We start from the raw sequence: 20,556 nt of genomic DNA, 5'->3' as shown, positions 1-20,556 counted from the left end.
TTTACCATCCAAAAATATCATCAGCATTATTGCAAATGATTTGTGCCGCTTCTTTTTCCGACATTTTCTTCAACAAACTAACTTCTTGTAACACCAAATTCACATATTTAGGTTCATTTCTTTTCCCACGATATGGATGAGGCGTCAAATAAGGAGAATCTGTTTCTACCAGAATTTTGTCGATTGGTAATCTCTCACAAGTTTCTTTGACATTTCTAGCATTCTTAAAAGTCACAACTCCACTAAATGAAATATAATATCCCAAATCAATAAATTTCATAGCCATTTCATAACTTCCAGAATAAGAGTGCATTATTCCTCTAACATTAGGATATTTCGCCAATATATCGTATGTGTCTTGGATTGCATCTCTTGTGTGAATAATTACAGGCAAGTTTTTTCTTTCGGCGATTTGCATTTGTTTCTCAAATAGATATTTTTGCTTGTCCTTGTCGTGTTCATAATGATAATCCAGCCCAATTTCCCCGATAGCTTTGCATTTTGGATTATCAGCCAACTCTTCTATCCTAGAAATATCTTCATCCGTAAATCTGCTATCTTCTTCAGGGTGAATCCCCACAGCATTGTATAAGAAATCATACTTTTTTGACAATTCTATGGCTTTAATGGAGTTTTCTACATTGTCACTTGGAAGCATAGCTTTTACAACAGAATTAGATTGTAGGTTTTCAATTATTTTATCCCTATCAAAATCAAATTTCTCATCTGTCAAGTGGCAATGCGTGTCGTATATTACATAATCTCCCATTAAGATACAGTCGCTCCGTCTTCAAATTCTGAATCAAGTAAACTTGCCATTGTTAAATTATCTCCCTTACTTGCCGCAAGAAGCATACCTTGAGATTCTACTCCTCTCAATTTTACAGGCTTCAAATTGTACACTACAATAACCTTTTTGCCTATCAAATCATCTGGTTCGTACCAGTTTTTAATACCTGAAACTATTTGTCTTGTTTCTTCTCCGATTTTAACCTTGAAAACCAAAAGTTTATCGGCATCTGGATGTTGCTTTGCTTCTACAATTTGTCCAACCCTCAAATCAAGCTTGTCAAAATCATCTATAGTTATTTCTTCTTTTTTCTTAGCTTTCTTTGATTTTTTCTTAGATTCTTTAGGAGCTTCTTCTTTGTTATTGTCTCTTAATTCAGAAACTTTTTTACCAGTTCTTTCTTCGATTAATTTGTCGTTAACTTCGTTCAATCGTTCAGTTTCTTTCTTGATGTCTAATCTATTAAACAAGTTTTCTCCTCTTTGAACCTTAGTTCCAACAACAGTTTTACCGAACACTTTTCCATCTTCCCATTTAATTTCAGAAAGACCAATTTGCTCTTTGATTTTATTGCTTGTTTCTGTGATAAATGGAGAAGTTAATATACAAATAACTCTTATCGCATCCATCAAATTATACAGAACAGTTTTCAATCTTTCTGGGTCTTCTTTAATCAAAATCCATGGAGTTGTTTCATCAATATATTTATTAGCCCTTCTAACAACTTTCCAAATTTCTTCAAGTGCATTTGAAAAATCAAGTTCTTCCAATAACTCTTCAACTTTTCCTTGGCATCCTTCGACTACAGATATTAAACTCTTGTCAATATCGTTGTTGTCATTTGGTTGTGGGATAACGCCATCAAAATATTTTTCAACCATTGAAACTGATCTACTTACAAGATTTCCCAAATCATTTACCAAATCTGAATTAAATCTGTTCATAAATCTTTCTGTCGTAAAGTTACCATCATTACCAAAAGTAAAATCTCTTAAAATGTAGTATTTTAAAGCATCTACCCCGTACAAATCAATGATTGGTTCTGGATAATATACATTTCCCTTTGATTTACTCATCTTATCTTCATTGAATAAAATCCATCCATGAGCGAAAACTCTCTTTGGCAATGGAAGATCCAACGCCATCAACAATGCTGGCCAAATAATTGTGTGGAATCTTACAATTTCTTTTCCAACCAAGTGAATATCGCATGGCCAGAATTTATTGAATAATTCTTCATCTTGTCCATATCCAATCCCTGTCAAATAACAGCTAAGCGCATCAATCCACACGTAAATAATATGCTTATCATCAAATGGAACCTTAACTCCCCAGTCAAAGCTTGTACGAGATACGGATAAATCTTCCAATTCACCACTTAAAAAGTTATTCACCATTTCGTTCTTACGAGATTCTGGCTTCAAGAAATCTGGATTGTCTTTGTACAATTGTAAAATTCTATCTTTGTATTTTGATAATCTGAAAAAGTACGATTCTTCTTCGTGATAGTGAACATCACGTCCACAATCTGGACACTTTCCATCCTTTAGTTGTGATTCTGTCCAAAAAGCTTCACAATCGACACAATAATGTCCCTTGTAAGTAGACTTGTAAATATCTCCCTTATCGTATAATTTTTGAAAAATTTCTTGAACATTTTTTTCGTGAGCCTTGTCTGTACTTCTGACAAAACTATCTATGTCTATGTCTAGTTTTTTCCACAAATCCTTGGCACTTTGTACAATTGGATCGATATAATTTAATGGATTATCACCCATATTTTTTTCTTTTGCTTTTTCATACAACTTTTGACCGTGTTCATCAGTACCTGTAGTCAAGAACACATCGTAGCCTTGGATTTTTTTGAATTTCTTCAAAGTATCAGCAATGATTGTTGTATAAGTATGACCCAAATGTAAATTACTACTTGGATAATAGATCGGAGTAGTAATATAATATGATTTCTTTTCTTCTGACATAATTTCCCTCCTAAATAAAACTACAATAAAATAAAAAATCCCTTATATGACATACATCATATAAGGGCGAAAATCCGCGTTACCACCTTAATTTTAGAATATAAAATATTCTCTCATTGTTTGGCACTTTAATGCCTAGCATTTGATAACGGATGCTCCCGGAAAAATTTAAAAGCATTAGCTATTCAACTTTTCAAACTCAAAGACCATATTCTGCAATAATCTAATATCCTATTCCACCAAATTAAGACTCTCTTTAAAAAAAATTATTACATACTCATCTCATCATAGTCATTTTATCAATATATTAAAATAATATCATAAACAAATGATTTGTCAAGCAATCAAAAAAGAGAGGCTATTATACATAACCTCTCCATAAATTTATCGACTATTTTAATTCGATAGTAGCTCCAACTTCTTCAAGTTTAGCTTTTAATTCTTCAGCTTCTTCTTTAGAAGCGCCTTCTTTAATTGCTTTAGGAGCTTCGTCTACGATAGCTTTAGCATCTTTTAATCCTAATCCAGTTAAGTCTTTAACTGCTTTGATAACTTTCATCTTAGCGTCACCAACTGATGCTAAAATTACATCAAATTCTGATTTTTCTTCTGCTGCTGCTCCACCTGCTGCTGGTGCTGCACCTGCTGCTGCTACAGGAGCTGCTGCTGATACTCCAAATTTTTCTTCTGCTTTTTCTACTAATTCATTTAATTCAAGAACAGTTAAGCCTTCAACTGCTTCTAAGATTTCATCTATTGACATTTTTTACCTCCAAATTTTATTTTAATTAATTATTCTTCTACTGTTTCAGTAGTTTCGTTTGATTCAGCTTCTTCTGAACCTTCATTTTTTGATTTAGCAATAGCATCTGCTAAATATACAAATTTTGATACTGGAGCTTTGAAGCTTCCAAGCATTTTTGTAAGAAGAACTTCTCTTGAAGGGATAGATGCGATTTTCTTCACACCTTCAACATCTAAGAATTTGTCTCCTAAATAACCTGCTTTAATTTCTAAATTTTCGTGATCTGCTGCGAATTCTTTAGCTATTCTAGCTGCAGCGATTGGATCATCCATACTGAATGCAACCGCGTTAGGACCAGATAAGTAATCTAAGAATCCATCAAATCCCAATTCTTTAAAAGCAAAATTCATCATTGTGTTTTTGTATACTTTGAATAATACATTTTCATTTCTGAATTTTTCTCTTAATTCTGTTGCTTCGCTAACATCTAATCCTCTATAATCAACGATAACCATTGATTTAGCATCATTAATGTGTCCTTTAATTTCATCAACAACAGCTTTCTTTTGATTTAAAACGTGTTCTTTCATTATTTCACCTCCATGAAAAAGGCTACACTAAAAAAGTCTTTCCATCCAAAGACAGAAAGACTGATAAACTCATATCTTATGCTCCTCTGTAGGATGATTAAACTTTAATAGTCCCTACTGTCTTCGGTAGCCCAAATTAATTACTTGATTATTATATCATATTCTATGAATATGTCAACATTTTTTTATTATTTTTCTTCAATAATACAGATGTTTTTATCTTTCAATTTCTTTTCCTTATATCTGTACAATAATTCATAAATTGTAGCAAATATCGGAACAAAAATAAGCATTCCAACAATACCGCTTAACGCTGCACCTATAGTAACTGCAACTAGTACCCAAATAGATGGTAGCCCTACAGAAGATCCCACGATTCTAGGATAAGTTACATTACCATCAAATTGTTGAAGTACAATTATGAAAATCACAAACATAATAGCTTTTGAAAAAGATTCGATTAAAATAATCAAAGCTCCTAGAGCAGCTCCTAGTATAGCTCCAACCAATGGAATTAATGCTCCAAAACCAATTAGCACACTAACAGTTGCAGCGTTTGGCATTTTGAGTAGATACATTCCTATAAAGCACATAAATCCAAGCATAAATGCTTCGATAAATTGACCTTTGAAAAAAGAATAAAATTTTTCGTAAGCCACCTTAAAGAAAATTAAAATCTTGTTTGCAGTTTTTCCACTGAAGAAAACATACGCCAATTCTGTAAATTGTCTTCTCAAAGTTTCTTTTGAAAATAATAAATAAATAGCAAATGTGAACGACACTACAAAACTAAGTACAACAGAAAACACTGTGCTAATTCCAAAAAACACATTGTTCAATATATCCAATCCATTTTTGGTTAAGTAAGGTTTCAATTTTACAACCAAATCATGAGTATTTGTGATAGCGTAAGTGTCGTAAATTTTATCTAATTGTTTTGCAACCTCTGGATATTTTCTTAGCTTTTCAACCAATACCGGAATTCCTTGGATTAGTGATTTAATAGCTTCAAAAAAATTAGGAATTATAAGTATCACTACAAATGCTATTATTGCACTAACTATTACTAAACTTATTAACAGAGATATTGCTCTTTTTAGACCCGGTTTAGAAGTCCATTTTTTAAAAATTTTATTCTCAATAAAATTCATAGGCATATTTAGGACAAAAGCTAGTGCCGCACCAATAATAAATGGGGATATAATCGCCATAAAAGTGCCCAATGCATTTCCTATTGATTTCCCATTGAACAAAAGATATGCCAAAATGACAGGAACAATTAATATTATTATCCCTATTTGAATTTTCTTTTTATCTTCTTTTAATAATTTCATTTTTCCCTCTGTATTTAAGAAAAGCCACCTTAACGGTGGCTAATAAATTCTTGTTTATATTATTCTTTCGCAAATTGTAATGGATTAACCTTGATTCCAGGGCCCATTGTTGAAGCAATTGTTAAAGATCTAATATATTTACCTTTTGATGAAGCTGGTTTTGCTTTCAATATTGCTTGCATTAACGCATTGATGTTTTCAGCAATTTTTTCTTCTCCGAAAGAAACTTTACCAACTGGAACGTGAATAATATTGCTCTTGTCAGTTCTATATTCAACTTTACCAGCTTTGATTTCTTTGATTGCACTTGTAACATCCATAGTTACTGTACCAGCTTTAGGGTTTGGCATTAAACCTTGAGGTCCTAAGATTCTACCAATTCTACCTACTACACCCATCATGTCTGGAGTAGCCACTGCAACATCAAATCCTAACCAACCTTCTTTTTGGATTTTTTCTGCTAAATCTTCTGCTCCTACAAAATCTGCTCCTGCAGCTTTTGCTTCTTCAGCTTTTTCACCTTTTGCAAATACAGCTACCTTTTGGTCTTTACCTGTACCATGAGGAAGTACGATAGTACCACGAACTTGTTGGTCAGCGTGTCTACTATCTACACCTAATTTTGCGTGTAATTCTACTGATTCGTCAAATTTAGCTTTAGCAGTTTCAACAACTAATTTACTTGCTTCGTCTAATTTATATTCAACTGTTCTATCAATTAATTTTGCACTTTCTTGATATTTTTTACCTTTTTTTGCCATATAATCCTCCTTGTGGTTCTAACGAACTAAATCTCCCACTATTCTTCTACTGTAACTCCCATACTTCTTGCTGTACCTTTAATCATACTCATAGCAGATTCTAAGTTTGCTGCATTTAAGTCAGGCATTTTAATTTCAGCAATTTTCTTAACTTGTTCTTTAGTTAATTGTCCAACTTTAGTTTTATTAGGTTCTCCTGAAGCAGAATTTAATCCTAATTCTTTTTTAATAAGAACTGGTGCTGGTGGAGTTTTTGTTATAAATGTGAATGATCTATCTTGGTATACAGTCATAACAACTGGAATAATCATTCCCATTTGGTCTTGAGTTTTTGCGTTAAACTCTTTTGTAAATTGCATTATATTAACACCGTGAGGTCCAAGTGCTGTACCTACTGGTGGTGCAGGTGTTGCTTTACCTGCAGGAATTTGTAACTTTACTATTGCTTGTACTTTTTTAGCCATATTAGTTCCTCCTTAAACTATTGTGGTTATCGGGGCTAACCTCCCACATCGATCTATATGAAATTAATTAAATAACTTATATTCAAATTTATATTTTTTCGATATCATCAAAGCTAATTTCAACAGATGTGTCTCTGCCGAACAAGGAAATTAAAACTTTACAGATAGCTTTTTCAGTATTTATTTCTTCAATAATACCTACTTGATCGCTAAATGCTCCAGAAACAATATTCACATTGTCTCCTACATTAACATCAATTTCTTTTTTAGAGTAAGATTGATTTTTAAGAGCGAATTTTTGGATTTCCTTTTCACTAACTGCTACAGGTTTGGATTCTGGTCCTACAAATCCTGTAACACCTCTGGTATTTCTAACTAAATACCATGAGACATCGGTAATTGTCATCTTAACGAAAACATAACCGGGGAAGATCTTTCTTTCTTTTAACTTTTTAGCTCCACCGACCTCTGAAACATATTCTTCAGTAGGTACTACTACTTCAAATATATCGTCGATATAACCACGATTTTCTACCATTTTTTCAATATTAACTTTTACTTTACCTTCGTGTCCAGAGTAAGTATGTACTACATACCATTTCCCCCCTTTGGCACGTTCCTTAAAATCTTCAGTTGCATTTTCAATAAATGTGTTATTTTTTTCGGTCATTGTGGATACTGTTCCTTTCTATATAAATATTCCAATTAAACGTTGGAACACAGTATCTAATCCGTATACGATTAATGCAACTATAAAGGAAATTATAACTACTACTATTGAGTATTCTAAAGTTTCCTTTGGTGTCGGCCAGACAATTTTATTCCATTCAGTCTTCACGCCTTTCAAAAATCCTTGATTTTTTTGGGCTGATTTTTGATTAGAATTTTGCGTATTTTTCGCTGCCATAAGCTCCTCCTATCTTGTTTCCTTGTGTAGAGTGTGCTTTTTACAGAATTTACAATACTTGTTAGTTTCCACTCTATCAGGGTGAAGTTTTTTATTCTTTTTAGTAGTGTAATTTCTGCTCTTGCATTCAGTACATTCTAAAATTACTTTATCTCTCATATTAGACCTCCTCTATTAGTATGGACAAAATCCACCGTACTACTTTATCATAAATGCGTTGAAAAGTCAATAAATACTATACTCTTGACAAATATTCTCCAGTTCTTGTATCTATTTTAATTTTATCTCCTTCGTTTACAAATAAAGGTACGTTAACTGTAGCGCCTGTTTCTACAGTAGCTGGTTTTGTAGCTCCTGTTGCAGTGTTACCTTTAATACCAGGTTCTGTTTGAGTGATTTCTAACTCAACAAAGTTTGGTGGAGAAACTTGGAATGCTTTACCTTTGAAAAATTTGATTGTTGCCATATCATTTTCCTTTATATAAAGAATAGCTTCTTCAACACTAGCTTTATCAATTGGTAATTGTTCATAAGATTCTGGGTCCATGAAATAATATAAAGTTCCATCGTTGTATAAGTATTGCATTTCTCTTGTTTCAATTCTAGCTTCTTCATATTTTTCGTTAGGATTGAATGTCATGTCTCTGTTTGAACCAGTCATAACTGATCTGATTTTTGTTCTTACGAAAGCTGCACCTTTTCCTGGTTTAACGTGTTGGAAATCTATAATTTGCCATACATCTCCATCCATTTCAAAAGTTGTGCCTTTTCTAAAATCTCCTGCTTGTATCATATATACCTCCTACAATTATCTATCATATATTATACATTACTAATTAATTATGAACAACTATTTTCTCGCACATTCTGATGCATCGCCTTGTAAAATTTTCAAAGCGTGATCTAACGTATCAATTATGTATTCCAAACTTTCTTCAACAGCCTTAGGACTACCCGGCATATTTATTATGAGGGAGTTTTTCCTAATAACTGAAACAGCTCTTGAAAGCATTGCTCTTTTTGTAATCGTCATCGAATAATTTCTAATCGCTTCACTAATTCCCAAACAAAGTTTTTCTGAAACTTCTAATGTAGCCTCAGGAGTTACATCTCTTTTTGAAAATCCAGTTCCACCCGTAGTCAAAATCAACTCAATATTTTCATTGGAATACTCGATTAATTTTTCTTTTATAAGTTCTTTTTCATCTGCTACAATATCATATTTTTCTAATTTATAGCCGTTTTTTTCGATAATTTCTATAATTTTTTTACCACTTAAATCTTCTCTTTTTCCTTGAGAACCCTTGTCTGATACTGTAAGCACTGCTACTTTATACATATTAAAACCTCTTTGTGTCAATATATTTGCTTGACCTTGATATTATATAAAAATACTAGCCCATTGTCAATATTAAAATGCGTCAATATAGTGATTTAATTTGAAATTATCCAAATAAATTTCTATCACATCAAATCTAGGCTGATAATCGTACAAATCATTTTTGTCGATATAAATTTCTGTTGTTTTTCTTATTCTGTCTTGTTTTCCCAAAGTTACAAAATCAGAAGGAGCGCCGAACTTGTCATCAGTCCTTGCTTTTACTTCAACTATTACCAAATAATTTTCGTAAGTGCAAACTATGTCTAGTTCCCCAATTCTCTCGGAATAATTCCTGTCAATAATTTCGTAACCTTTTTCTATTAAATATTCACAAGCGTAATCCTCGGCAATTTTACCTCGGTTTTTTTCCATTTTCATATAATTTCCTCAAAAAAGTTTTTCTATGAAGTGGACACTCTCCATGTTCAAGTATCATTTCTCTGTGAAATTTAGTTCCGTATCCCTTGTGCTTTTCAAAACCGTATTGTGGATAGATAGTAGCCATATCCTTCATGTACTCATCTCTTATAACCTTTGCTACAATTGATGCGCAAGAAATCGGATATAATTTTTCGTCACCTTTGACAAATGACATTTGTTTAATATCTGTGTCAATAATTTCTGCATCAATTACAATCAAATCAGGTTTTATGAATTTATTGTCCTTTGTTTTCAGACTTTCTACAGCTCTTTTCATAGATAATCTCGTGGCTTGCTTGATGTTAATCTCATCAATCACACTTTGATCCACAAAATTTACACTGTATGCCAAAGCTTGATCCAAAATCATATCCTTGAATTTAATTCTCTTTTTTTCAGAAAGCTTTTTTGAGTCAGTGACTCCTTCTATTATCTCACAATTTTTAGGCATAATAATTGCACATGTCACAACAGGACCTGCTAATGGTCCTCTTCCAACTTCATCTACGCCACAAATTAATTCTTCCTCAAATTCGTTATAATCAATCGCAAACATCTTCTAATGAAATTCTTCCTAACTTTGTTTTTCTAAATTCATCTATTACTATCGATGAAACTTTAGAATAGTCAATATTTTTTCCTTTTAACAAACAGCCACGTCTTATAGCAATATCATTCATAATTTCGATTGTTTCCTTGTTTTGTGTATCAACCGAATATCTTTTTTCTAAAATTTGTGGATCAATACTCATTAGTTTCTCGATTAGTTTATACGCTAAGTTTTCTTCATCCAAAATTTCATCTTTGATAGCTCCAGTAAACGCCAAATTAAGGCCAATTTCATTATCTTCGAATTTCGGCCACAAAACACCTGGTGTATCCAATAATTCCATCTTTCCTTTTATTCTAATCCACTGATTAGTCCTTGTAACTCCTGGAGTGTTTCCTGTTTTGGCAGATTGTCTATTGGATAATTTGTTGATTATAGTAGATTTTCCAACATTTGGAATACCAACTATCATCATTCGAATAATTTCTGATTTTATGTTTTTGTCTTTTCTATTAGCAAGTACATCTTCTAAAATCTTTTTAGCTGTTGGCTCAATTTTATCCAAATTTTTACCGTTTTTGCTATCGATTGGAAGTGCTGTTATATTTTTCTTTGCAAAATAATTAATCCAGTTTTGTGTAATTTTAGGATCTGCCATGTCCATCTTGTTCAATAAAATCAATTGCGGCTTATCCTTTAAGATATCTTCTATAACTGGATTCATGGATGATCTTACAATTCTGCTATCCACAAGAACCAAAACTATGTCGACAACTTTCATGTTTTCTTTTATCTTGTCAATAGCTTTTTTCATGTGCCCTGGATACCAGTTTATATTATTAATGTCCATGTTATTTCCTTTCCATCTAAAAAAAGTACTGAGAAAACCTCAGCACTCAATTTAGAATTTTTGTTTTTCTTTAACTTTAGCAGCTTTACCTTCTCTGTGTCTTAAGTAGAATAATTTTGATCTTCTTACTTTACCTTCTCTAACTAATCTTACGTTAGTTACTCTTGGTGAGTTGATTAAGAAAGTTCTTTCTACTCCTACACCATAAGCTAATCTTCTTACTGTGAAAGTTCTTCTAAGTCCAGTTCCTTGCATTTTAATTACAGTTCCTTCATAAACTTGAACTCTTTCTTTGTTACCTTCTTTGATAAGGTAGTCTACTTTTACAGTATCGCCAACATGAAAGTCGAACTTATTTTCTCTTAATTGTTCATCTTCTAATGTTTTTATAATATCCATTATGATCCTCCTTGGTTTTTTTCTTTCAGATATTTCTGATATATATCTTCTCTTTTAAGTTTAGTGTTGTTTAGTCTTGATTTTTCTCGCCACTGTTCGATTTTTTCGTGATTTCCTGATAATAAAACTTCAGGAACTTCATATCCGTTAAATACTCTGGGTCTTGTGTAGGAATCTTCCTGTAGCAATAAATTGTAGTGCGAATCTGTCTTATAACTTTCATCATTTCCCAAAACATCGTTAATCATTCGGCTTACACAATCTATAAGAACCATAGCTCCTAATTCTCCACCAGTCATCACATAATCTCCAATAGAAATCTCCTCATCACAATAATGATTGATGATTCTACTGTCGACACCTTCGTAATGGCCACAAAGAATGACTATTTCTTTTTCTTTTGAAAGTTCTATACACTTTTGTTGATTAAGAACTTTCCCTTGAGGAGACATAAACACAACTTTTGATTTGTTTTTGTTCACATCTTCCAAGCAGTCATAAATTGGTTGGCAAGTCATAAGCATCCCAGCTCCGCCACCATATATCTCATCGTCTACTTTTTTGTGTTTATTTTTAGTGTAATCTCTAATATTAACCACTTCAAGTTCAATGAGATTGTTTTGGATTGCTTTTCCTATGACTCCGTATGATTTTAAGTAATCAAAACTTTCTGGAAATAATGTGAGAATTATAAATTTCATCACATACCCTCAATTATAACTACATCGATTAATCCATTTTCTAAATCTATTTTTTTAATGAACTCTTTTACAGCAGGTATCATAAATTCTTTTTCATCATTTTTTATTACATATACATCATTACTATAAACGCTCAAAACTTCAACCAAATCTCCGATGTATTCACCATTACTATAAGCTTTCAATCCTATCAAATCGTCAATGTAAAAGCTCCCATCTTTCAATTCGTATCTGTCTTTTTCATCTATATATAAAAACTGTTTTTTGAATTCAAGAACTTCATTAATATCGTTAAATTCTTCAAAATCGATGTACAAAAAACCCTTGTACATTCTATAATTTTGAATATTGACCTTAACTTTTTTATCCCCGAGATAATAACAAATATCTTCGTCAAATCTTTCGATATTATCAGTCAACGGTCTCATTTTAAGACATCCTTTAATACCGTGAGTATTGAGCACTTCTGCTACAGCTATATATTCCATTATTGCAAAATATCTACGACAACTTTTTCGCCACTCTTAATAGCCGCTGCCTTAGTAATAGTTCTAATTGCCTTGGCAATCTTCCCTTCTTTTCCTATAATTTTTCCCAAATCTTTGGAATCTGCTTTAATTTCTATAATAACCGTATGTTTGTCTTGTCTTGATGTTACTTCAACTGCTTCTTTATTATCAACTAACGCAGTAGCAATTGTTTTAACTAATTTTTCCATGACAACTCCCAACTTGTATTATTATTTTGCTTCGTAAACTCCATTATTTTTGAATAATCTGTCTACTGTATCTGTAGGTTTTGCACCGTTTTTAATCCATTGTTGAACTTTTTCGCTGTCAACTTTAACAGTTTTTTCTTCAACTAATGGGTTGTAATATCCGATTTCTTCGATGAATTTACCATCACGAGGACATCTTGAATCTGCGACAACTATTCTATAAAATGGTTTCTTCTTTGCTCCCATTCTTTTCAATCTAATTTTTACTGACATAATTTACCTCCATAACTTATTATCTAAAAAAAGGCATTTTCATTTTACCTTTTTTGCCAAATTTCTTTTGTAGCGCTCCCATATTTTTCATCATAACTTTCATTTCTTTGAATTGTTTCAAAAGTTTGTTAACCGCTACTTGATCTTGACCACAACCTTTAGCAATTCTTTTTCTTCTAGATATACTAATAATATCTGGGTTTTCTCTTTCTTCTTTTGTCATAGATTTGATAATTGCTTCAATCTTGTCAAATTCTTTGTTATCGAAATTAACTTGTTTAAGCATTTTACTATCTACGCCAGGAATCATTGCAAGAATATCTTGCATAGGTCCCATTTTTTTGATTTGCTGCATTTGGTCAAGAAAATCATTAAAGTCAAAACTTTGAGCTTTAATCTTTTCTTCTAGCTCTTTTGCCTTCTTCTCGTCAAATTGATTTTGTGCTTTTTCGATAAGGCTAAGAACATCTCCCATACCCAAGATACGCGATGCCATTCTGTCCGGATGGAACGGCTCCAAGTCTCCAAGTTTTTCACCGACACCTATAAATTTAATAGGCTTATCAGCAACTTGTCTGATTGATAAAGCAGCACCACCTCTTGCATCACCGTCTAACTTAGTAAGAATAATTCCTGTAATATCCAAATCTTCGTTAAACTTAGCTGCAACATTAACCGCATCTTGTCCAGTCATAGCATCTACAACTAACAAAATATCTGAAGGATTCACTTCTTGTTTAATATTTTTCAGCTCATCCATCAAAGTATCGTCAATATGAAGACGACCGGCAGTATCTATAATTACATAATCAATGTTCTTTTTCTTAGCTTCTTCGATTGCTTTTTTTGAAATTTCAACGGGATTTGTCTGTCCCATTTCAAATACTTCTACCCCAACTTTTCCACCGACAACTTGAAGTTGTTTAATGGCAGCAGGTCTGTAAATATCACACGCTACAAGTAGTACACTTTTGTTTTTATTTTTCAAATTTAATGCAAGCTTTCCGGCATGAGTTGTTTTACCAGCCCCTTGCAAGCCACAAAGCATAATTACTGTAGGCTTCATCGGTGAAACGTTAAGTTTTTCTTCTTTTTCACCCATCATTTTAGTTAATTCTTCATTAACTATCTTGATAACTTGTTGACCTGGAGTAAGACTTTCCAAAACAGAAGAATCAATAGCACGTTCTTTTACCTGAGAGATAAAATCTTTGACAACTTTGTAGTTAACGTCAGCTTCCAATAAAGCAAGCTTAACTTCTCTCATCGCAACATCTATATCTTTTTCTGTTAACTTTCCTCTGTTGGTCAATTTTGACAAGGCATTTTGTAATTTATCGGACAAATTTTCAAATATCATTTTCCACATCCTCTAAATCATTTAAGAAATTTTCTATATCTATAATGATATTTTCAATTTCTTTGCTTTTGATTTCTGGTGACAAAGAGAAAAGATCATTTCTGATTTTTCTAAGAAATTGATGACTCTTTTTTGATTTTCCAATTAAGCCAAGTTTTTGTTCGTATTCATAAAGCTTATTTTCAGCTCTTTTCAAACTATCACTTACAGCTTGCTTGGAAATATCACAAATTTGAGCAATTTCATTTAATGACAAATCTTCATTGTAGTATTTGTCAATCACATCGTATTCTCTTTTCGTAAGCAATTTACCATAATAATCAAACATCATGGTAATATTTAATAATTTTTCCATTCAATCACCGTCAACCTTTTTACTTGACTTGTATATTATATAAACTTAAAATCCATTTGTCAAGCATTTTAATCAAAAAAAGAAGTGCTTTTTTTGCACTTCTAATTTTTATAATTTTCACTAATAAAATTCTTTTTTCAAACTTCTACTGAATAATTTGTCGATTTCTTCTTCACATTTCGAATTTTCGTACAAAACTTTGTACACTGCATTGTTAATCGGTAAATCCAAATTCATTTTGTCTGCTTTAATCTTAATAGCTTTTACAGTGTAGTATCCTTCAGCTAATTTATCGTATTTTTCTGATTTCGCATACATTTCACCAAACATTCTGTTGTGAGAGTATTGTGAGAACACTGTCGCCTCGTAATCTCCCAAATGACAAAGTCCGTATGCACTTAGCTCTTTACCTCCCGAAGCTTTAATAAACCTTGCAACTTCTCTACAACCTCTACTCATCAAAGCTCCCTTCAAAGAACTTATTTTCATTCCATCCAACATTCCTGCAGCAATTCCAATTACGTTTTTGTAAGCTGCTCCGATTTCATTTCCAATCAAATCTTGGCCATAATAAAATCTAATCAAATCTGAACTGTAATTTTCAATCAACAATTCTTTCACATCTTCATCTTCCGAATCAATTACCATACAATTTGGAACATTGCGATAAAATTCTTGTGGATGACCCGGGCCAATCCAAGCTGCAACTTTGTTAGATCCATCCATAATTTCTTTGCAGACTTCTGATAATCTTTTTCCTGTCGAAATCTCAATTCCCTTCATATTAGTAACGATAATTTTATTCTTAATTCCAATAGACTTAAGTTCTTCACACACATTTCTAAAACCTTGTGCATTTATACTAACATGAATAACATCACATTCTTTTGCTCTTGTGATATCATCGGTTAATTCCAAATCATCTTGCAAAGTAATAATTCCATTGCTACGACTTTTCTTAAAGTTTTCGAAATCTTCAGTTCCATTCAAACCATACAACAAAACTTCATGACCAATTTTTTTCAAATACCAAGCGATGAAACTTCCCCATCTGCCAGGCCCTATAACCATAATTTTCATTATATAATATACCTCTTTATTTCTTCTTATTAGATTTCTTATTATTTTCTTTATTAATAGCTCTCATTCTAATCATATTCATCCACAAAAGTGTGTTGTAAATTAAAAATGTAAGATATGTTAAGAACACATATACCTTATTAGGATGGTAATAAATCAACATAAAACCTATTAACAAAACGATAAAACTTCCGTATTCGAATTTTGTTCTTTTTCTTTCAAGACTTTTTGGTAAAATCATTTTATTTTGCGACGCATAAACTGCCCACGCAAGTAAAATTAACAACGATATTATGTTTTGGCCTCTAAGCAAAGTAGATACGAAAACCACCATCAAAACATTTGATATCGCCAATATAACATTGTCTGCATTTTTAGTATTATTTTTCATCATATCACCTAGATAAATTATAACATATTACCAAATTTAAAATAATGTAAAACTTTTAGTTAGTAATAAAAAATCCTGTTATCAAATACTTGATAACAAGATTTTGTCAACATAAATTTATTTCTTTGCTTTTTGATCCTTGTCTTCTTGTTTCTTTTTTTCGATGTAGGCTTGTTGTTTTTGTTTAATCAAATACTCAGCTGCAATTCCTGGCATTGTCATGGCTATCGGATCCAAGATTTCTTTCAATTCATCTTCTGTTAGGATTTTTTCGTCCAATACGATATTTCTAACTGTGATTCCTGTACTCAATGCACGTTTTGCGATTTCAGCAGATTTTTTGTATCCGATATGAGGAACAAGTGCTGTAACTATTCCTACAGATTTTTCGACGTCGTTTGAAAGTTTTTGTCTATTTGGTTTAATTCCAAGTATACAATTTTCTCTGAAAGTTTTCACTGCGTTAGTTAATATAGATATTGATTCGAACAAACTATCAAATAACACTGGTTCAAAAGCGTTTAGTTCTAATTGTCCGTGTTCAGCACACATTGTAACTGTATTATCATTTCCAATAATTCTGAAAACAACTTGGTTTACAACTTCTGGTATTACAGGATTAACTTTTCCTGGCATAATTGATGAACCATTTTGTCTAGCTGGAAGTTCAATATCTCCAACCATAGTTTTTGGTCCTGAACTCATTAATCTCAAATCACTTGCCATTTTTGACAAACTCACTGCAGTTGATTTTACTGCTGATGATATCTCTACAAGTCCATCCAAGTTATTAGTTCCATCTATTAAATCCTCTGCTTGATGCAAATCAAATCCTGTTAGCTCAGCTAAAATCGGAACAATGTTGGTAAAGTAAACTTTGTCTACATTTACACCTGTACCAATAGCAGTAGCTCCCATATTTATAGATTCAATTTGATCAGATGATCTTCTAATTCTTTTGATATCTCTTTTGATTACTGAATAGTATGCGTGGAATTCTTGTCCCAATCTAATTGGAACTGCATCTTGAAGTTGAGTACGTCCCATTTTAAGCACGTCATCAAATTCTACAGATTTATTAAGTAAAGAAATTTCCAATTGTTTTAATTCATTTAAGGCTTTTATTAATAATCTTAAAGTTGCAATTTTACCTGCAGTTGGAAAAACATCGTTTGTCGATTGGCTCATGTTTACATGGTCGTTTGGATGAACATATTCATAAGTACCCAATCCTCCGCCTAGTTTTTCATTAGCGATATTTGCGATAACTTCGTTTGCATTCATGTTAGCAGTAGTACCTGCTCCACCTTGAATAGGATCAGTTAAAAATTGATCGTGATATTCTCCTTCAAGGATTTTGTCGCAGGCGTAAACGATTGCGTTTTTGACATCTTCTCTCATAATTCCTGCTCTGTGGTTTGCAATCGCACACGCTTTTTTAACAATCGTTAATCCATAAATCAATTCTTCGTGTAAAGTTCTTCCTGTTATAGGGAAATTTTCCATTCCTCTTAAAGATTGCACACCATAATATGCATCTTTTGGAACTTGTTTTTCTCCAACACTATCAGACTCTAATCTGTAATCCATATTAACCCCCAAAAACGTTTATTTATTACATTACAAATTGATATTAACACTTTTGAAATCCATTGTCAAAAATTTATAAATTTTTATTTTCAAAATAAAAATCAGCCGAGATTTTAAAGTTTTGCAAAAACTTTTTTATCGGCTGATTCTAATTTTTTATAATTTTACAATCCCAATTCGTCTTGTCTTTTACGAAGTTTTGTGATGATATGATTTTCATCCAAATTAACCATATCATAAGTAATCAATGTATCTTTTGGTATATCCACTTTCGCTGTAGTTTTTTCTGTGATGATAGGCATTGGCAACAAATTATTTTCCATTTGATGCTTATGTGATGTGATCTTGCCGAAACAGTCACGTCCACCTATTCCTTCAATTTTTTGTCCTTTTTTGATATCTCTTTTTGCAACTGTGATTGTATCAGAAACTTGACCGTATTTTGGATAAATTGTAGGTTCTTTTTCTACAATTGCATCGTAAATTGTAAGTGGAGTTTCCAAACTTGTTAAATGATATGGTCTGTACAAAGTGTAGTTAGGACCTTTACCCATTGACAAATATTCCATTAAATCGTGAACTTCATTAGTGTCATGAGTTACAATCGCAAATACACCCGGAGCAACTCCAAAAGCAAAATCAACGATGTTGTAATTATTCAAAATACCACCTTGTTCTTTTAATTTGAATTCATCGGCGATATCGTGAATGTTTGTAGTTATTCCATGACATCCCAAAATATCAGGAGTAAATCCCAACGCATTTGCAACAGCTGTAAGTTCAATCATTGTGTTAGTTCCATCTACAAATGATGTCAACATTTTTGGAACTAATCCTTTTGATAAAGCTTCTTCTCTAAGAATATCTTCATTTGTGTAATTATCTAACGGATTATTTTTCCCTTTTCCAACAGCTAATAGTTTAAAACCTAATCCAAGAGCAAAATCAGATAATTGAATTATTGCACCCGGTTCATCTCCTGCAGATCCTGTGTACACAACGCCTTTTTTCTTTGCCATTTCATTTAATATTGGTCCAACTACTGCATCACATTCTACATTTAATAAAATTGTATGCTTTTCATTCTCAATACTTTCGACTGCAAGTTGTGTTCCAAACGGTGGATTTCCAGTAGCATCAATAACTCCATCAATCATATCTAACTTGTAGCTCAAAGTATAATCATCACTGACAACGAACGAATTATTTTTAATAGCATTTTCTGCAACTTTCAAATCAGTTGTTTTGACAATATCCACATCTTTTACGCCTGCCTTTCTCAAAGCAGTCACGCACTTGTCAACGTGTCTATCTATAATAACAGAAGGTCTCATTCCTTTAATTCTACTCAACTGACTTACAAGACCTGATCCCATTTTGCCACAACCAACCAAACCTACTCTAACTTTTTGACCGTGGTTATCTAAGTCAACAAGTTTTCTTTGCATTTTATTCATTTAGCTCTCCTTTTTAATTATAGACATCGCACATGAATACGCCGATGAAAAAGCCCATTGAAGATTGTATCCACCACAATCTCCGTCGACATCCATAATCTCACCAATAATGTACAGATTTTTAATTTTTTTTGATTCCATAGTAGAAGGATTGATTTCATCTGTGTCGACACCACCACAAGTTATCTGACCAGAATCCTCATCCTTGTATCCACTAACACTAAATTCCAAATTTTTAAGAGTGTGTGCTAATTTGTAAATTTCTTCCTTGCTTAGCTCGCACACATTAATATCATAATTTATACCTGCTTGATTCAAAACTTCTTCAATCAAATTATCGTTAATCAAGCCTACCAACAACTCTTTTATTTTCTTATAATAATTTAAAGATATTATGTAGATTAAGTGTTCGTACAATTTATTCTCATCCAAATCCACAGTATCTATTCTTATTTTGACATCTAATCCCTTGTTTTTAGCTCTGATAGCTTCACCTGATAACTGCAAAATAGTTGGTCCACTAATTCCGTAATCAGTAAACAAAACATCGTGATAAAATTCAAAAACTTCTTTTCCGTCCACTACAAGCTTCGCATTAGCCTTGAATTTAGTTCCGCTCATTTTTTTGAAACTATCTCCATTAAGCCTCAATTGCACAATTCCTGGATGAGTTTTCACGATATTGTGTCCCAATTTTTTCATAAGAATGTATCCATTTCCGTCAGAGCCACTTTTTTTGTAAGCCTTCGACCCACAAGCTATTATCAAATAATCAAACTTATACAATGAATCGTTGGATTTTACTTCAAAAACATTGCCGTTTTTTCTAACATCATCAACGAAACTATCGTAGATGAATTCTACCTCTAAATGATTTGCCAAGCACATCATTTGTTTCACTATTGATGAAGCTTGCAAACTTTTTGGGAAAATTTTTCCATTTTCAAGCTCAACTTCAGGAATTCCCATATCATTGAAAAATTCTATAACATCGTAATTATCAAACTTTTTAATAGCACTTATTGTGAATTTTGGATTTTCGCCATGATAATTCTTGTAAGATACATTTCTGTTAGTAAAATTGCACCTACCATTACCAGTTGCATAAATTTTCTTCAAAGCGTTGGCGTTTCTTTCAATAACAGTCGTGTCTATGTAATTTTGTTTTAAAATTAATGCCGCAAAAACTCCACTAGCTCCTGCTCCAATAATTCCTACTTTCATCTTCCCCTCAATTCCCTAAATCGTAATAAATTTGTAACTTATTAACCATAAATATATGATACTATAATGATAACAATAAATGGTTGTTCATCCTCCTAATATGAACTTGCCAATGTTATTTAAGTAGCAAATCTCTCCCAAAGGTTTGCTACTTTTTTATTACGATATTTATTCTATCATAAATTGCTCAAATTATTATAATCAAATATTTATAACATTCAAAAATCGAATTTTTCC

27 protein-coding genes and 2 other annotated features are annotated in these 20,556 nt (G+C 32.2%); all 27 genes read right to left on the bottom strand.

Annotated features, from left to right (window positions below):
• Window position 1: 1 nt before the first annotated feature.
• Window positions 2–769, bottom strand: coding sequence for a TatD family hydrolase (locus GKG00_RS07265; protein WP_154254902.1), 768 nt, complete (start codon window positions 767–769; stop codon window positions 2–4).
• Window positions 769–2,769 (bottom strand): methionine--tRNA ligase, encoded by a 2,001-nt coding sequence (gene metG, locus GKG00_RS07260; RefSeq protein WP_154254901.1) that lies wholly within the window; start codon window positions 2,767–2,769, stop codon window positions 769–771. The genes GKG00_RS07265 and metG overlap by 1 nt, the downstream gene beginning before the upstream one ends.
• Window positions 2,770–2,828: 59 nt before the next feature.
• Window positions 2,829–3,067 (bottom strand) — a binding site (T-box leader).
• Between the two features lie 93 nt (window positions 3,068–3,160).
• Window positions 3,161–3,532: a 50S ribosomal protein L7/L12 gene (gene rplL, locus GKG00_RS07255; RefSeq protein ID WP_094205474.1), complete on the bottom strand. Its 372-nt coding sequence runs from the start codon at window positions 3,530–3,532 to the stop codon at window positions 3,161–3,163.
• 29 nt (window positions 3,533–3,561) lie between these two features.
• Complete coding sequence (gene rplJ, locus GKG00_RS07250; protein ID WP_154254900.1) at window positions 3,562–4,104, bottom strand: 50S ribosomal protein L10; 543 nt, start codon at window positions 4,102–4,104, stop codon at window positions 3,562–3,564.
• Window positions 4,105–4,124: 20 nt separating this feature from the next.
• Window positions 4,125–4,249: a sequence feature (ribosomal protein L10 leader region), on the bottom strand.
• A 43-nt stretch (window positions 4,250–4,292) separates the two neighbouring features.
• Window positions 4,293–5,438: an AI-2E family transporter gene (locus tag GKG00_RS07245; RefSeq protein WP_154254899.1), complete on the bottom strand. Its 1,146-nt coding sequence runs from the start codon at window positions 5,436–5,438 to the stop codon at window positions 4,293–4,295.
• Window positions 5,439–5,497: 59 nt separating this feature from the next.
• Window positions 5,498–6,199, bottom strand: coding sequence for a 50S ribosomal protein L1 (gene rplA, locus GKG00_RS07240; protein WP_002838605.1), 702 nt, complete (start codon window positions 6,197–6,199; stop codon window positions 5,498–5,500).
• Window positions 6,200–6,237: 38 nt separating this feature from the next.
• Complete coding sequence (rplK, locus tag GKG00_RS07235) at window positions 6,238–6,663, bottom strand: 50S ribosomal protein L11 (protein ID WP_002835316.1); 426 nt, start codon at window positions 6,661–6,663, stop codon at window positions 6,238–6,240.
• An 88-nt stretch (window positions 6,664–6,751) separates the two neighbouring features.
• Window positions 6,752–7,333 carry a transcription termination/antitermination protein NusG gene (gene nusG / locus GKG00_RS07230; protein WP_154254898.1) on the bottom strand — a complete coding sequence of 194 codons (582 nt, stop codon included), beginning with the start codon at window positions 7,331–7,333 and terminating at the stop codon, window positions 6,752–6,754.
• A gap of 18 nt (window positions 7,334–7,351) precedes the next feature.
• On the bottom strand, window positions 7,352–7,570 hold the full coding sequence (gene secE / locus GKG00_RS07225) for a preprotein translocase subunit SecE (RefSeq protein ID WP_154254897.1): 219 nt from the start codon (window positions 7,568–7,570) through the stop codon (window positions 7,352–7,354).
• A 9-nt stretch (window positions 7,571–7,579) separates the two neighbouring features.
• On the bottom strand, window positions 7,580–7,729 hold the full coding sequence (rpmG, locus tag GKG00_RS07220; protein WP_002835319.1) for a 50S ribosomal protein L33: 150 nt from the start codon (window positions 7,727–7,729) through the stop codon (window positions 7,580–7,582).
• A gap of 76 nt (window positions 7,730–7,805) precedes the next feature.
• A complete protein-coding gene (efp, locus tag GKG00_RS07215) occupies window positions 7,806–8,363 on the bottom strand; it encodes an elongation factor P (RefSeq protein WP_094209593.1) in 558 nt (185 codons plus the stop codon).
• Window positions 8,364–8,420: 57 nt separating this feature from the next.
• A complete protein-coding gene (locus GKG00_RS07210) occupies window positions 8,421–8,909 on the bottom strand; it encodes a MogA/MoaB family molybdenum cofactor biosynthesis protein (protein WP_002835321.1) in 489 nt (162 codons plus the stop codon).
• A 72-nt stretch (window positions 8,910–8,981) separates the two neighbouring features.
• The gene (locus GKG00_RS07205; protein WP_094205479.1) at window positions 8,982–9,323 is read right to left on the bottom strand and encodes a YraN family protein; all 342 of its coding nucleotides are present in this window, start codon (window positions 9,321–9,323) and stop codon (window positions 8,982–8,984) included.
• A complete protein-coding gene (locus tag GKG00_RS07200; protein ID WP_094209591.1) occupies window positions 9,304–9,927 on the bottom strand; it encodes a ribonuclease HII in 624 nt (207 codons plus the stop codon). Before GKG00_RS07200 ends, GKG00_RS07205 begins: the two co-directional genes overlap by 20 nt.
• On the bottom strand, window positions 9,914–10,771 hold the full coding sequence (gene ylqF / locus GKG00_RS07195; protein ID WP_154254896.1) for a ribosome biogenesis GTPase YlqF: 858 nt from the start codon (window positions 10,769–10,771) through the stop codon (window positions 9,914–9,916). Before ylqF ends, GKG00_RS07200 begins: the two co-directional genes overlap by 14 nt.
• Before the next feature lie 51 nt (window positions 10,772–10,822).
• Window positions 10,823–11,170, bottom strand: coding sequence for a 50S ribosomal protein L19 (rplS, locus tag GKG00_RS07190; protein ID WP_002835325.1), 348 nt, complete (start codon window positions 11,168–11,170; stop codon window positions 10,823–10,825).
• Window positions 11,170–11,871, bottom strand: a complete 702-nt coding sequence (gene trmD, locus GKG00_RS07185; RefSeq protein WP_094203456.1) for a tRNA (guanosine(37)-N1)-methyltransferase TrmD — start codon at window positions 11,869–11,871, stop codon at window positions 11,170–11,172. The genes rplS and trmD overlap by 1 nt, the downstream gene beginning before the upstream one ends.
• Window positions 11,871–12,359, bottom strand: coding sequence for a ribosome maturation factor RimM (gene rimM, locus GKG00_RS07180; RefSeq protein WP_002835327.1), 489 nt, complete (start codon window positions 12,357–12,359; stop codon window positions 11,871–11,873). The genes trmD and rimM overlap by 1 nt, the downstream gene beginning before the upstream one ends.
• Window positions 12,359–12,589 carry a KH domain-containing protein gene (locus GKG00_RS07175; protein WP_002835328.1) on the bottom strand — a complete coding sequence of 77 codons (231 nt, stop codon included), beginning with the start codon at window positions 12,587–12,589 and terminating at the stop codon, window positions 12,359–12,361. The genes rimM and GKG00_RS07175 overlap by 1 nt, the downstream gene beginning before the upstream one ends.
• A 21-nt stretch (window positions 12,590–12,610) precedes the next feature.
• Window positions 12,611–12,862, bottom strand: a complete 252-nt coding sequence (rpsP, locus tag GKG00_RS07170; protein ID WP_002835329.1) for a 30S ribosomal protein S16 — start codon at window positions 12,860–12,862, stop codon at window positions 12,611–12,613.
• A 19-nt stretch (window positions 12,863–12,881) separates the two neighbouring features.
• Window positions 12,882–14,222: a signal recognition particle protein gene (gene ffh / locus GKG00_RS07165; protein ID WP_094206960.1), complete on the bottom strand. Its 1,341-nt coding sequence runs from the start codon at window positions 14,220–14,222 to the stop codon at window positions 12,882–12,884.
• A complete protein-coding gene (gene ylxM / locus GKG00_RS07160) occupies window positions 14,212–14,577 on the bottom strand; it encodes a YlxM family DNA-binding protein (protein WP_154254895.1) in 366 nt (121 codons plus the stop codon). Before ylxM ends, ffh begins: the two co-directional genes overlap by 11 nt.
• Before the next feature lie 120 nt (window positions 14,578–14,697).
• Window positions 14,698–15,657, bottom strand: a complete 960-nt coding sequence (locus GKG00_RS07155; protein WP_154254894.1) for an NAD(P)H-dependent glycerol-3-phosphate dehydrogenase — start codon at window positions 15,655–15,657, stop codon at window positions 14,698–14,700.
• 16 nt (window positions 15,658–15,673) lie between these two features.
• Complete coding sequence (locus GKG00_RS07150; protein ID WP_154254893.1) at window positions 15,674–16,048, bottom strand: hypothetical protein; 375 nt, start codon at window positions 16,046–16,048, stop codon at window positions 15,674–15,676.
• 117 nt (window positions 16,049–16,165) lie between these two features.
• Entirely contained in the window at window positions 16,166–17,638 is a 1,473-nt protein-coding gene (locus GKG00_RS07145) for an aspartate ammonia-lyase (RefSeq protein ID WP_154254892.1), read from the bottom strand.
• 164 nt (window positions 17,639–17,802) lie between these two features.
• Window positions 17,803–19,095: an NAD(P)-dependent oxidoreductase gene (locus GKG00_RS07140; protein WP_154254891.1), complete on the bottom strand. Its 1,293-nt coding sequence runs from the start codon at window positions 19,093–19,095 to the stop codon at window positions 17,803–17,805.
• On the bottom strand, window positions 19,096–20,319 hold the full coding sequence (locus GKG00_RS07135) for an NAD(P)/FAD-dependent oxidoreductase (RefSeq protein ID WP_154254890.1): 1,224 nt from the start codon (window positions 20,317–20,319) through the stop codon (window positions 19,096–19,098).
• Between the last annotated feature and the right edge of the window lie 237 nt (window positions 20,320–20,556).

The organism is Finegoldia sp. BIOML-A1, from assembly GCF_009678325.1.
In the GTDB taxonomy this organism is placed as follows: Bacteria; Bacillota; Clostridia; order Tissierellales; family Peptoniphilaceae; genus Finegoldia; species Finegoldia magna.
Note: the sequence above shows the minus strand (reverse complement) of the source record. Positions and strands in the feature narration are given on the sequence as shown.

What these genes read in the sequence shown, in the direction of transcription:
- GKG00_RS07150 (WP_154254893.1), bottom strand. Translation starts at nt 16,048, where the DNA reads ATGAAAAATAATACTAAAAATGCAGACAATGTTATATTGGCGATATCA.
- ylxM (WP_154254895.1), bottom strand. Translation starts at nt 14,577, where the DNA reads ATGGAAAAATTATTAAATATTACCATGATGTTTGATTATTATGGTAAA.
- GKG00_RS07265 (WP_154254902.1), bottom strand. Translation starts at nt 769, where the DNA reads ATGGGAGATTATGTAATATACGACACGCATTGCCACTTGACAGATGAG.
- trmD (WP_094203456.1), bottom strand. Translation starts at nt 11,871, where the DNA reads ATGAAATTTATAATTCTCACATTATTTCCAGAAAGTTTTGATTACTTA.
- GKG00_RS07140 (WP_154254891.1), bottom strand. Translation starts at nt 19,095, where the DNA reads ATGAATAAAATGCAAAGAAAACTTGTTGACTTAGATAACCACGGTCAA.
- rplA (WP_002838605.1), bottom strand. Translation starts at nt 6,199, where the DNA reads ATGGCAAAAAAAGGTAAAAAATATCAAGAAAGTGCAAAATTAATTGAT.
- rplK (WP_002835316.1), bottom strand. Translation starts at nt 6,663, where the DNA reads ATGGCTAAAAAAGTACAAGCAATAGTAAAGTTACAAATTCCTGCAGGT.
- GKG00_RS07155 (WP_154254894.1), bottom strand. Translation starts at nt 15,657, where the DNA reads ATGAAAATTATGGTTATAGGGCCTGGCAGATGGGGAAGTTTCATCGCT.
- GKG00_RS07175 (WP_002835328.1), bottom strand. Translation starts at nt 12,589, where the DNA reads ATGGAAAAATTAGTTAAAACAATTGCTACTGCGTTAGTTGATAATAAA.
- GKG00_RS07205 (WP_094205479.1), bottom strand. Translation starts at nt 9,323, where the DNA reads ATGGAAAAAAACCGAGGTAAAATTGCCGAGGATTACGCTTGTGAATAT.
- rplS (WP_002835325.1), bottom strand. Translation starts at nt 11,170, where the DNA reads ATGGATATTATAAAAACATTAGAAGATGAACAATTAAGAGAAAATAAG.
- rpmG (WP_002835319.1), bottom strand. Translation starts at nt 7,729, where the DNA reads ATGAGAGATAAAGTAATTTTAGAATGTACTGAATGCAAGAGCAGAAAT.
- secE (WP_154254897.1), bottom strand. Translation starts at nt 7,570, where the DNA reads ATGGCAGCGAAAAATACGCAAAATTCTAATCAAAAATCAGCCCAAAAA.
- GKG00_RS07200 (WP_094209591.1), bottom strand. Translation starts at nt 9,927, where the DNA reads ATGTTTGCGATTGATTATAACGAATTTGAGGAAGAATTAATTTGTGGC.
- GKG00_RS07135 (WP_154254890.1), bottom strand. Translation starts at nt 20,319, where the DNA reads ATGAAAGTAGGAATTATTGGAGCAGGAGCTAGTGGAGTTTTTGCGGCA.
- rpsP (WP_002835329.1), bottom strand. Translation starts at nt 12,862, where the DNA reads ATGTCAGTAAAAATTAGATTGAAAAGAATGGGAGCAAAGAAGAAACCA.
- rimM (WP_002835327.1), bottom strand. Translation starts at nt 12,359, where the DNA reads ATGGAATATATAGCTGTAGCAGAAGTGCTCAATACTCACGGTATTAAA.
- ffh (WP_094206960.1), bottom strand. Translation starts at nt 14,222, where the DNA reads ATGATATTTGAAAATTTGTCCGATAAATTACAAAATGCCTTGTCAAAA.
- GKG00_RS07245 (WP_154254899.1), bottom strand. Translation starts at nt 5,438, where the DNA reads ATGAAATTATTAAAAGAAGATAAAAAGAAAATTCAAATAGGGATAATA.
- efp (WP_094209593.1), bottom strand. Translation starts at nt 8,363, where the DNA reads ATGATACAAGCAGGAGATTTTAGAAAAGGCACAACTTTTGAAATGGAT.
- ylqF (WP_154254896.1), bottom strand. Translation starts at nt 10,771, where the DNA reads ATGGACATTAATAATATAAACTGGTATCCAGGGCACATGAAAAAAGCT.
- GKG00_RS07145 (WP_154254892.1), bottom strand. Translation starts at nt 17,638, where the DNA reads ATGGATTACAGATTAGAGTCTGATAGTGTTGGAGAAAAACAAGTTCCA.
- GKG00_RS07210 (WP_002835321.1), bottom strand. Translation starts at nt 8,909, where the DNA reads ATGTATAAAGTAGCAGTGCTTACAGTATCAGACAAGGGTTCTCAAGGA.
- metG (WP_154254901.1), bottom strand. Translation starts at nt 2,769, where the DNA reads ATGTCAGAAGAAAAGAAATCATATTATATTACTACTCCGATCTATTAT.
- rplJ (WP_154254900.1), bottom strand. Translation starts at nt 4,104, where the DNA reads ATGAAAGAACACGTTTTAAATCAAAAGAAAGCTGTTGTTGATGAAATT.
- nusG (WP_154254898.1), bottom strand. Translation starts at nt 7,333, where the DNA reads ATGACCGAAAAAAATAACACATTTATTGAAAATGCAACTGAAGATTTT.
- rplL (WP_094205474.1), bottom strand. Translation starts at nt 3,532, where the DNA reads ATGTCAATAGATGAAATCTTAGAAGCAGTTGAAGGCTTAACTGTTCTT.